General features: G+C 57.0%; 7 protein-coding genes. All 7 read right to left on the bottom strand.

Annotated elements, in window-relative coordinates:
- Positions 1-95 precede the first annotated feature (95 nt).
- Positions 96-1,754: a flagellin gene (locus tag GDV60_RS08360; RefSeq protein WP_092234528.1), complete on the bottom strand. Its 1,659-nt coding sequence runs from the start codon at positions 1,752-1,754 to the stop codon at positions 96-98.
- Between the two features lie 241 nt (positions 1,755-1,995).
- A complete protein-coding gene (locus GDV60_RS08355; protein ID WP_092234526.1) occupies positions 1,996-3,666 on the bottom strand; it encodes a flagellin in 1,671 nt (556 codons plus the stop codon).
- Positions 3,667-3,889: 223 nt separating this feature from the next.
- Entirely contained in the window at positions 3,890-5,557 is a 1,668-nt protein-coding gene (locus GDV60_RS08350) for a flagellin (RefSeq protein WP_092234523.1), read from the bottom strand.
- A gap of 223 nt (positions 5,558-5,780) precedes the next feature.
- On the bottom strand, positions 5,781-7,457 hold the full coding sequence (locus tag GDV60_RS08345) for a flagellin (RefSeq protein ID WP_104911841.1): 1,677 nt from the start codon (positions 7,455-7,457) through the stop codon (positions 5,781-5,783).
- Positions 7,458-7,640: 183 nt separating this feature from the next.
- Entirely contained in the window at positions 7,641-8,570 is a 930-nt protein-coding gene (locus tag GDV60_RS08340) for a ketoacyl-ACP synthase III (protein WP_092234516.1), read from the bottom strand.
- A gap of 268 nt (positions 8,571-8,838) precedes the next feature.
- A complete protein-coding gene (locus GDV60_RS08335; protein WP_092234513.1) occupies positions 8,839-10,458 on the bottom strand; it encodes a flagellar hook-associated protein 3 in 1,620 nt (539 codons plus the stop codon).
- Positions 10,459-10,472: 14 nt separating this feature from the next.
- On the bottom strand, positions 10,473-12,497 hold the full coding sequence (gene flgK / locus GDV60_RS08330; RefSeq protein WP_029292484.1) for a flagellar hook-associated protein FlgK: 2,025 nt from the start codon (positions 12,495-12,497) through the stop codon (positions 10,473-10,475).

Genomic DNA, 12,497 nt, shown 5'->3' with positions numbered 1-12,497 from the left:
GTGTTTTCAATCAGATCGATCTCGCCCGCAAACGGAGCCAGAAAAGACGGAAGGGCGCACTAGGCGCCCTTCCGTCTTTAACCAGCCTTAAGCGATTACTGAAGCAGTTTCAGTACCGACGATGGCAGTTGGTTAGCCTGCGACAAAATGGCAGTAGAAGCCTGTTGCAGGGTTTGCTGCTTGGTCAGCTCGGCAGTCTCCGAAGCAAAGTCGGCGTCCTGCACACGGCTACGGGCAGCAGTGGAGTTTTCCGAAATGCTTTGCAGGTTGGCAACGGTGCTGGTGAAACGGTTTTGCACTGCACCCAACTGGGAGCGCTGGCTGTCGATCTGCTGGATCGCATCGTTCAGCGCCTGAACCGAACGCTGCGACGAAGCGGCATCCTGGATGCTCAGGTTGGAAACAGTGGTTTCCACGGTAACTGCCGTCGACGTGGCAGCTGTCAGACCCAGTTGAGCCAGACCAGTGCCAGCGCTGCCATTGGCAACGGTGAAGGTCTTGTTGGAGAACAGCGCCAGGGTGTTGTCAGCATTTTTGCTGGCCGTAACGCCGGTACTTGCACTGTTGATCGAGGAAACGATCGCGTCAGCGGTGTCACCCTTCTTGAACTTCACTTCTACGCCGTTCAGGACCACCGAAGTGTCGGCGGTCAGCTTAGCTTGGGACGTACCTGCTTGCAGACCAATTTTGGCCAAAGCACCCGGGCCGTTGGCAGTGCCACCGTTATCCAGCTTGATAGCCTTGCCATCTTCAGAGGTCAACAACAGACGACCGTTTGCAACGCTAGCACCTACACCAGTAGTGGCTTTTTCAGCTTCAATGGCACCAGCGACAGCAGCCAGGTCCATGCCATTCGTGAGATTGACCAGCGTACCATTGACGCTGATGTCGGTATCACCAACCAGCGTGCGCGCAGCTGCGGTCGCAGTTCCAAAGCCCGCTTCTGCACTGTTACTTGTGGCAGTGAAGGCACTATCAGACTGAAGCACCAACTCATTCGCCGCACTCAGCGAGGCGGTGACGCCAGTGGAGGACGTTTTTTCATTGATCAGCGCTACGGCCTGACCGGCAGTGGTGCCCGTCGCCAGATCAATAGTGGTGTCATTGAGTTTCAGAGTGTTGTTGGCTGTTGCCGTGGTATATGCCGCAGCACCTTGCGCCGCAAACGGCAGCGATGAGCTTCCAACTACCGAAGCCGCCAGGTCAGTCGCAGCACCTGCGGCCTTGGCTTCGCCGAAGGAACCTTTCAGGCCTGTAGCACTGATATCAGTCATACCGAACGAGATGGTTTCATTGGCATTGGCGCCGATCTGGAAGCCTACGTTGTCGAACGAACCGTCCAGAAGTTTACGGCCACCGAAGTTGGTAGTCTGGGAAATACGGGTCAATTCACCGGTCAGCGCCGTGAATTCCTGCTGCAGGGACGTACGGTCGTCATCGCTGTTCGAACCGTTCGCCGATTGCAGGGCCAGTTCACGCATACGCTGCAGAATGTTGGTCGATTCTTGCATCGCGCCTTCAGCAGTCTGGGCAATCGACACGCCGTTGTTGGCGTTAGCCACAGCGACAGTCAGGCCTTTGACCTGACTGGTCAGACGGTTAGCGATCTGCATGCCGGCAGCATCGTCTTTGGCGCTGTTGATTTTCAGGCCCGAAGATAGGCGGCTCATCGAGGTGCTCAACGCGTCGGAAGCCTTGTTCAGATTCTTCTGAACGCCCAGAGAAGTGATGTTGGTATTGACAGATAAAGCCATGACAAAGTCCTCGTAAATGGTATTAGCGGCTTCCGACCGGGCAACCGCCTGGCTTGATAGTGAAAACCTTACACAAGAGTTATCGTCGACATCGCCGGCTTCTTTAGGTTTTTTTTGCAGTCCGACCCTTTTCCACTTGCAAATAGCACTGAATCTTGATCTAGAAGAGTGTTATCAGCTTGAATCCAGACAAAAAAAGGGCGCACTAGGCGCCCTTCCGTCTTTAACCAGCCTTAAGCGATTACTGAAGCAGTTTCAGTACCGACGATGGCAGTTGGTTAGCCTGCGACAAAATGGCAGTAGAAGCCTGTTGCAGGGTTTGCTGCTTGGTCAGCTCGGCAGTCTCCGAAGCAAAGTCGGCGTCCTGCACACGGCTACGGGCAGCAGTGGAGTTTTCCGAAATGCTTTGCAGGTTGGCAACGGTGCTGGTGAAACGGTTTTGCACTGCACCCAACTGGGAGCGCTGGCTGTCGATCTGCTGGATCGCATCGTTCAGCGCCTGAACCGAACGCTGCGACGAAGCGGCATCCTGGATGCTCAGGTTGGAAACAGTGGTTTCCACGGTAACTGCCGTCGACGTGGCAGCTGTCAGACCCAGTTGAGCCAGACCAGTGCCAGCGCTGCCATTGGCAACGGTGAAGGTCTTGTTGGAGAACAGCGCCAGGGTGTTGTCAGCATTTTTGCTGGCCGTAACGCCGGTACTTGCACTGTTGATCGAGGAAACGATCGCGTCAGCGGTGTCACCCTTCTTGAACTTCACTTCTACGCCGTTCAGGACCACCGAAGTGTCGGCGGTCAGCTTGGCTTGGGTAGTACCCGATTGCAGACCCAACTTGGACAGCGCGCCCGGACCGGTAGTAGCGTTAGTACCGTTATCCAGCTTGATAGCTTTACCGTCAGCAGAAGTCAGAACCAAACGGCCGTCCTGCTGGGAAGCAGTCACACCAGTAGCGGCTACGGTAGCAGTGGCATTAATTGTACCGATTGCCTGGGTCAGGGTCTGGCCAGCAGCGATAGTCACTGCAGTGCCATTGATATTGATTTCAGCGCCACTGACCAGGCCAGTGAACGCAGCAGCAGGGGTAGCCACCGCCGGGCCGACTTCGGTAGTGCTGCCTTGGACACTAAAGGCGGTTGCTGAAGTCATTTTCAACTGACCAGTATCAACTACTGCGGTCACGCCGGTTTTGCTCGACTGCTGGTTAACCAGATCAACCGCCTGAGCCAGGGTAGTGCCCGTGCCCATTGCAATGTCAGTACCGTTGACAGTCAAAACGCGAGCGGCTGTAGTGGTAGTGAACGCGTTGGTGGTACCAAAGCCCGCAAACTGGCCTTCGGCCCCCGTCACTTTGGCAGACAGATCAGTCGCCGCACCAGCAGCCTTGGCTTCGCCGTAGGAACCTTTCAGGCCGGTAGCACTGATATCAGTCATACCAAACGAAATGGTTTCATTGGCGTTGGCGCCGATCTGGAAGCCTACGTTGTCGAACGAACCATCCAGAAGCTTACGGCCACCGAAGTTGGTAGTCTGGGAAATACGGGTCAATTCACCGGTCAGCGCTGTGAATTCCTGCTGCAGGGACGTACGGTCGTCATCGCTGTTCGAACCGTTCGCCGATTGCAGGGCCAGTTCACGCATACGCTGCAGAATGTTGGTCGATTCTTGCATCGCGCCTTCAGCAGTCTGGGCAATCGACACGCCGTTGTTGGCGTTAGCCACAGCGACAGTCAGGCCTTTGACCTGGCTGGTCAGACGGTTAGCGATCTGCATGCCGGCAGCATCGTCTTTGGCGCTGTTGATTTTCAGGCCGGAAGACAAGCGGCTCATCGAGGTGCTCAGTGCGTCGGAAGCCTTGTTCAGGTTCTTCTGAACGCCCAAGGACGTGATGTTGGTGTTTACGGATAAAGCCATGACGAAATCCTCGTAAATGGGGTGTTGCGGCTTCCGGCCGGGCAACCGCCTGGCATGGTTTGAAAACCTTCATAGTGGTTATCGTCAGCCATGCTGGCTTCTTGAGATCTTTCTGATTTATTTGTAGGAATATTCATATCGCCTGCAGGTGCCACGGGAATCAAGCAAAAAAAAACGGAAGGGCGCACTAGGCGCCCTTCCGTCTTTAACCAGCCTTAAGCGATTACTGAAGCAGTTTCAGTACCGACGATGGCAGTTGGTTAGCCTGCGACAAAATGGCAGTAGAAGCCTGTTGCAGGGTTTGCTGCTTGGTCAGCTCGGCAGTCTCCGAAGCAAAGTCGGCGTCCTGCACACGGCTACGGGCAGCAGTGGAGTTTTCCGAAATGCTTTGCAGGTTGGCAACGGTGCTGGTGAAACGGTTTTGCACTGCACCCAACTGGGAACGCTGGCTGTCGATCTGCTGGATCGCATCGTTCAGCGCCTGAACCGATCGCTGCGACGAAGCTGCATCCTGGATGCTCAGGTTGGAAACGGTGGTTTCCACGGTAACTGCCGTCGACGTGGCAGCTGTCAGACCCAGTTGAGCCAGACCAGTGCCAGCGCTGCCATTGGCAACGGTGAAGGTCTTGTTGGAGAACAGCGCCAGGGTGTTGTCAGCATTTTTGCTGGCCGTAACGCCGGTACTTGCACTGTTGATCGAGGAAACGATCGCGTCAGCGGTGTCACCCTTCTTGAACTTCACTTCTACGCCGTTCAGGACCACCGAAGTGTCGGTAGTCAGCTTGGCCTGGGACGTACCTGCTTGCAGACCCAGCTTGGCCAGAGCCCCTGGACCGTCGGTGGTATTAGAACCGTTATCCAGCTTAATAGCTTTACCGTCAGCCGAAGTCAGGGTCAGACGACCGTCGGCAGCTGTCGCGGTAACACCGGTCAGAGTGGTGTTTGCACCTGCAGTGCCATTAATGTCGGCAGCAACCTGAGCCAGTGTACGACCCGCTGCAATGGTGATTTCAGTGCCATTGATGCTGATTTGCGCGGCGCTGTTGGTGGTCGTGGTTTTGGCAACAACTGCCGCCGCGGGAAGAATGCCCGCAGCAGAACCGGCTGCAGTGAAGCTAGAAGCCGAGGTCAACTGTAGCGTCGCGCCAACAGCTTGGGCCTTGACGCCAGTAACAGCACTTTGGTCGTTGATTTTAGTAATCGACTGCGCAAGGGTATCGGCAGCCAGCAGCGCAATCGAAGTGCCGTTGAGCGTCAAGGTGCCGTCGGTCGGAGTGAAAGCGTTGACGGTAGAGAACTGGCCGATCTCGGCTTCGCCGCCTACCGCAGTCGCAGCGAGGTCAGTCGCCGCACCAGCAGCCTTGGCTTCGCCGTAGGAACCTTTCAGGCCGGTAGCACTGATATCAGTCATACCAAACGAAATGGTTTCGTTGGCGTTGGCGCCGATCTGGAAGCCTACGTTGTCGAACGAACCGTCCAGAAGTTTACGGCCACCGAAGTTGGTAGTCTGGGAAATACGGGTCAATTCACCGGTCAGCGCCGTGAATTCCTGCTGCAGGGACGTACGGTCGTCATCGCTGTTCGAACCGTTCGCCGATTGCAGGGCCAGTTCACGCATACGCTGCAGAATGTTGGTCGATTCTTGCATCGCGCCTTCAGCAGTCTGGGCAATCGACACGCCGTTGTTGGCGTTAGCCACAGCGACAGTCAGGCCTTTGACCTGGCTGGTCAGACGGTTAGCGATCTGCATGCCGGCAGCATCGTCTTTGGCGCTGTTGATTTTCAGGCCGGAAGACAAGCGGCTCATCGAGGTGCTCAGTGCGTCGGAAGCCTTGTTCAGGTTCTTCTGAACGCCCAAGGACGTGATGTTGGTGTTTACGGATAAAGCCATGACGAAATCCTCGTAAATGGGGTGTTGCGGCTTCCGGCCGGGCAACCGCCTGGCATGGTTTGAAAACCTTCATAGTGGTTATCGTCAGCCATGCTGGCTTCTTGAGATCTTTCTGATTTATTTGTAGGAATATTCATATCGCCTGCAGGTGCCACGGGAATCAAGCAAAAAAAAACGGAAGGGCGCACTAGGCGCCCTTCCGTCTTTAACCAGCCTTAAGCGATTACTGAAGCAGTTTCAGTACCGACGATGGCAGTTGGTTAGCCTGCGACAAAATGGCAGTAGAAGCCTGTTGCAGGGTTTGCTGCTTGGTCAGCTCGGCAGTCTCCGAAGCAAAGTCGGCGTCCTGCACACGGCTACGGGCAGCAGTGGAGTTTTCCGAAATGCTTTGCAGGTTGGCAACGGTGCTGGTGAAACGGTTTTGCACTGCACCCAACTGGGAACGCTGGCTGTCGATCTGCTGGATAGCATCGTTGAGCGCCTGAACCGATCGCTGCGACGAAGCGGCATCCTGGATGCTCAGGTTGGAAACGGTGGTTTCCACGGTGATCGCCGTCGAAGTACCCGCCGTCAAGCCCAGTTGAGCCAGGCCGGTACCAGCACTGCCGTTGGCCACGCTAAAGGTTTTGTTGGAGAACAGTGCCAAGGTGTTGTCAGCATTCTTGCTAGCCGTCACACCGGTGCTTGCGCTGTTGATCGAAGAAACGATCGCGTCTGCGGTGTCACCCTTCTTGAACTTAACTTCCACGCCATTGAGGACGACTGAAGTATCGGCGGTCAGTTTGGCCTGAGTGGTGCCCGACTGCAGCCCCAAGCGAGCCAGAGCACCTGGGCCGTTGGCAGCACCAGCACCGTTATCAAGCTTAATAGCCTTGCCATCGGCAGAAGTCAGAACCAGACGACCATCCTGCTGCGAAGCAGTTACGCCAGTAGCCGTTACGGTGGCCGGAGTATTGATAGTGGCAACTGCCTGGGTCAGCGTCTGACCGGCAGCGATGGTCACAGTGGTGCCGTTGATATTGATTTCAGCAGCTTGAGACAGACCAGAGAACGCTGTTGCGTTAGTAGCCGTGGTTGGCGCTACTTCTGCGTTGTCACCCTGAACCGCAAACGCTGCGGTGGAGGTCATTTTGATGTTGCCAGCGCCATCGGCTTCAGCCTTGACACCGGTAGTACCGGTCTGACCATTGATCAGGCCAATAGCAGCAGCACGGTCAACACCACTACCAATGTTGATCGCGGTACCATTGACCGTCAGAACACGAGCAGCAGTAGTGGTGGTGTACGCGGTGGAGGTAGCGAAGCCACTGGCGAAGCTACCTTCACCACCGGTCACTTTGGCCGACAGGTCAGTCGCAACACCGGCAGCTTTGGCTTCGCCGTAGGAACCTTTCAGGCCGGTAGCACTGATATCAGTCATACCAAACGAAATGGTTTCATTGGCATTGGCGCCGATCTGGAAGCCTACGTTGTCGAACGAACCGTCCAGAAGCTTACGGCCACCGAAGTTGGTGGTTTGGGAAATACGGGTCAATTCACCGGTCAGCGCCGTGAATTCCTGCTGCAGGGACGTACGGTCGTCATCGCTGTTCGAACCGTTCGCCGATTGCAGGGCCAGTTCACGCATACGCTGCAGAATGTTGGTCGATTCTTGCATCGCGCCTTCAGCAGTCTGGGCAATCGACACGCCGTTGTTGGCGTTAGCCACAGCGACAGTCAGGCCTTTGACCTGGCTGGTCAGACGGTTAGCGATCTGCATGCCGGCAGCATCGTCTTTGGCGCTGTTGATTTTCAGGCCGGAAGACAAGCGGCTCATCGAGGTGCTCAGTGCGTCGGAAGCCTTGTTCAGGTTCTTCTGAACGCCCAAGGACGTGATGTTGGTGTTTACGGATAAAGCCATGACGAGTCCCTCGTGGATTGAGTGCTACGGCTTCCGGCCGGGGCAAGCGCCTGGGTCGGCCTAGAAAACCTTCGTCATACTTATCGTCGCGCCTGATAGTTTCTTGAGAAATTTCCTACAGAATAATGAAAACGCCCAAGGCTATTGACCTTGGGCGCTTGAGGAACCAAGCAAAACTCTACATTAAAGCCGGTATATAATCGCCGATCCCCAGGACAAGCCAACACCAAAGCCACTGATGGCCACGCGCTTCCACTCGGCGTCCATCACGTGCTTTTCCAGCAGCAGCGGAATGCTCGATGACACAGTGTTACCGGTCTCGACCATATCCTTGATGAATTTCTCCACCGGTGCATCTTCAAAACGACGGGCCACGGCGTCGACAATCGCCGCACTGCCCTGGTGGATGCAGAACGCGTCAATATCATCGGCCTTCAGGTCCGACTCGTTGAGCAACTCGTGCAGGTGCGCTGGCACCTTAAGCAGGGCGAAGTTGAAGACCTGGCGGCCGTTCATGAAGAACACGCCATCGCTGACCTTCAAATGCGGTGCGCCGGAGCCGTCGGTACCGAACTTGGCCTTGCCCAACTGCCAGGTGGCGTCTTCGCCCATCCAGGTAGCGGTGGCGGCGTCGCCGAACAGCATGGTGGTGTTGCGATCTTCCGGGTCGACGATCTTCGAGTACGGGTCGGCGGTCACCAGCAGGCCGTTTTTCAGGCCGGCGGCTTCCATGAAGCCCTTCATCGCGTAGATGCCGTAGACGTAGCCGGAGCAGCCCAGGGAAATATCGAAGGCCGCAACGTGGGTCGGCAGGCCCAGCTTGTCCTGGACGATGGCGGCGGTGTGCGGCAGCCCTTCTTCGTCGCCGTTCTGGGTCACGACGATCAGCGCGTCGATCGACTCACGCTTGAGCTCGGGGTTGTTGGCAAACAAGGCATTGACCGCCTCGACGCACAAATCCGAGGTTTCCTGTGCAGCATCCTTGCGCGGCAGGAATGCCGAGCCGATCTTGCCAATGATGAATTCTTCATCCTTGGCGAATTTGGCACCCTGGGCGTAGTTGTCCAGCCCTTCTGCCGGCACGTAGCTGGCGATGCTTTTTATGCCAATCATTGTGGCTTCCCAATACAAAATAGCTGGAGAACACCCCTGAAAACCCTTCAGGAGCGCTGACAATAAAGGGGATAACCCCGCAAAAACCCGCCGAAACTACCGAAGCCAAAGCCTGGAAAGCGGTCTGGCCTTTTCACACGATACAGTGAAGATGCGCTTTATGACTCATAGGTCACTCATTTTTGTGCGCTTTGTTTAAAAGCCTGCGCCAAAAACGACAACGGCCCACCCTGTTTCCAGGGTGGGCCGCCGGGGATTTCCGGGACAATTACATCTTGCTGAACAGGCTTAATTGGGAGATCTTCACAAAGGCCAACTGCGAAGCCTCCAGCATTGCCTTCTGGAACGCCAGATCAACGGAGGCCGTAGCCATGTCGGTGTCACCAATGGCAGCGGTCGTCGATTTATTGGCCAACACCATGCTGGTATTCTCAGTTTCCTGAATCGCCAGCGAGTTCAATCGAGCACCAATGGAACCCCGCACACTGTCAACTTGAGCCATAGAGGTCTTGATATTGGTGATGGCCGAGTTGACCACGTCAGTCACCATGGCCTGAGCAATCGGGTCGCCATCGGAAGGCGTTTCGAGGGCCTGGCGCAACTGGCTTAGGGTATCCAGCGCATTTTGCGTCTTGTGGGTATTGGAACCCACGGCGAACTGGTCACCAATATCTGGCGCACCAGTGAGGTCGAACTTCACCCCGGCCGCCGTGATGCTGCCTGGCGTCGCGAGCACAGGCGGCGGCCCCGGCTGTGCTGGCGTGCCAGGCACCACAGTACCGTTGGAGACCGGCTTGCTGTCGGCCGTGATCGGCTGGGCATACACCTCGTACGCGGTGCTCGAGGTAAATTTGATCACCGCGCCCTTGTTCGGGAAGGTGCTACCGTAGTCCGCTTGGCTGGTGATAGTACCTCCCGCCAATTGCGCGGAGGACGTATTGCTCGGAGTACGCGAGATACTGAAACTGTCCGGTTTGCTTTGCAGGGTGAATTCCCGGTCTTTGTACACCGCATCAGCCTCGGCACCGGGTTTGGTATCCCCTAGTTTCTGGCTGATATCAAAGGTCACACCATGCACGGTGACCGACGCACTTCCTTCCTTGGTCGCATCGAACTTGCCATTACCCGGGGTTTGCGAGGTGATGTCGTTACCCGCCGCATCCGATACGGTGTACTCCGTACTGCTGATAAAGGTCAGCTTATACGGCTGACCATCAGTGAAGCTGCTGTCGTAGTTAGAAGGCGAGGTCACGATGCCGCTCGAGACCAGCACCTTGCCATCGTTGACGCTACCAGTGGCCTGCGTACGACCGGCGTTGACCGTGCCCTCAAGAATCGACTTGCCGGTGTCGTTGACCACCATCGACAAGGTGTCCGAAACCTTCAGGCTCAGGGGAGTTTCGTCACCCTTGTAGCTGTAGGTCCCATCGCTGTTGCGAGCGTAGGGCGGCGTATCGCTCTTGCCGCCGGCAAACAAGTAATGGCCGGATGAATCCTTGCTGTTGAGCAGGCTCAGAACCTGCTTCTCGATTTCACCAATTTCGGCGGCTACCGCCTTTCGCTCCGCATCGCTAATGCCGCCGCCGCCCTTGCCCCCAACCTGCAGAGCCAATTCGCCGGCACGTTGCAGGGCCGTGTTGATACCGTCAAGCACGCTTTCCTCGCTATTAAGCGAGTTCTTCATGCTGCTGATATTGCCCGCATACTGCCCCAACATGTCCTGCTGCTGTTGCAGCAGCAGCAAACGCGCCGCGCCCACCGGATCATCCGCCGCAGTTTGGATACGTACGCCGGAGTCGATCTGCTGCTGGGTCTTGGTGACGTTGGAGAAGTTGTTGGTATAACGCGCAGTCGTGGTATTGAAATACTGTTCGGTCGAGATTCGCATCGTCTCAAACTCCCTTAAAGACTGTTGATCAGCGTGCTGAAGGTTTCTTGCGCAGCTTTAATGATCTGCGACGACGCGGTGTAGTACTGCTGGAAACGGATCATGTCGCCGGCCTCCTCATCCAGGTTGACCTGGGACACGGAGCTGCGATTGGACGTGGCGGCCGCGAGCATGGCGCCGGTCGCGCTGTTGTCGACGTTAGCCTGGCTGGCCTTGCCGCCGACGCTCGACACCAACTGGCTGTACGCGGTGCTCATGCTCACGCCCGCATTGCCATCAGTGGCGCCCACGGTCTTGCGGGTTTGCAGGTCGAGCAATTGCAGGGCATTGCGGTTGTCGAGCTTGCCGCTGCTGTTGAACGACACGGTGTAGCTGTCGTCCGGCTTCGGCTCGCCACGGATCACGGTGTCCACCCCGAACGTCTGCGCATTACCGCCGGCGTCGACGTAGGGCACCTTGATCGTCAGCTTGTTGTCTTGGCCCGGCACGATGGTGCCGGTGCCAATAGGCTGGCCCTGTGCGTTATTGATCACATAGCTCTGGGTGCCATCGGCGGCACGCTCGCCAAAGGTCATTTTGACCGGCATCGACGACTTGATCGCCGCTTCCAGCTGCGCAGTATCGGCGCCGCCATGGATGTCCAGGGGCAGCGTCAGGGTCGGCGGCTCAAACACGCCAGTACCACTGTTGTTTTTGTTGCCCTCGGCCAGCAGCGGCGCAGAAAACGCCAGCTTGTTGGGGTCGGTCATCACCACCTTCAGGTCCATCGCGCCGCCAGCGGTCGGGCTGACCTTGAACGTATCGCCCGCAGCTACCGGGCCCTTGCCATCGAGGGCCAGGGTGAAGCCGTCGATTTCCGGTGGGGTCTGGGTGACGTCGAAGGGCCCCATGGACTTACCGTCCGAACGCAGGACGCTGTACATCTTGTCGTCACTGAAGGTCACCTTGTAGTCAAAGGTGCTCAGTTTGCTGGTGTCTTTGATCGTGACGTTCAGGTTGCCGGAGTTCGCGCTGTTGTTCGAGCCGCCCACACTGCGCTGGCCAATGGCAAATACGCTGTTGATGTCATTGAACAGCGCGGCGCCGAACTGCCCATTGGCGTCCAGGCCCTGCCCCAACTGGGTATTGACCGCTTCACCAACAACCATGGCGGTACGCCCCAGGTCATTGATGGCCGGCATCAACACGTCCTGGCGATAACGCAGCAAGCCGCCGATGGAGCCACCGCTGATCACGGAGCTGACGTCCATCGCTTGCCCGCCGGTGGTCAGCACCACCGAGTACTGGCTCTTGTCATCCTTGCTCGGCACCGCCGACAGCTTGTTCGACACACCGTCCGCAACCAGGGTCTGCCCAGTGCCCAGGGAGACATTGAAATGGCCGTCCGACTCAGTGACCTTGACCCCAACCAGCTCGTTGAGCGAGCGCACGGCTTCGTTGCGCGCATCCAGCAGGTTCGCCGGCTCGCCATTGCCCTGGCCCTTGGCCTGGAAAATCTGCTGATTGAGGGAGGCGATCGAAGAGGTCAATTGGTTGACCTGGCCGGTGATCGTCTCCAGTTGGCTGTTGATGCCTTCTTTTTGCTTGTTCAGTTCGGTGGCAATCGAGTTGAAGCGATTGCCCAAGGTCTGGGCAATGGTCAATACCAGTTGGCGCGCGGAGTTGTCGCTGGGGTTGGCCGAAGACGTCTGCAATGCGGCGAAGAAGCTGTTCAAGGCCGCACCGACACCGGTGGACTTGTCGGACAGCAGCTTGTCCACCGAACCGATCTGGTCCAGATAAGCCTTGGCGTCGAAGTTCAGCGACGTGGTGGTCTGCAACTGGGTGTCAAGAAACTGGTTATACACCCGGCGCACATCCGACAGCGTGGTGCCGGTGCCGACAAAGACCCCGCCGACCCCGGACATGCCGTTGGCCGTCTGCATGGTCTGCTGACGCGAGTATCCAGGGGTCTTGGCGTTGGCAATGTTGTTACTCAAGGTCGCAAGCGATCCCTGAGCCGCATTGAGTCCTGACATCCCGATATTGAGCAAACCCAT

This window comes from Pseudomonas sp. DTU12.1 (assembly GCF_009873475.1).
Taxonomy (GTDB): Bacteria; Pseudomonadota; Gammaproteobacteria; order Pseudomonadales; family Pseudomonadaceae; genus Aquipseudomonas; species Aquipseudomonas proteolytica.
This window is presented reverse-complemented; position numbering and strand designations above follow the sequence as displayed.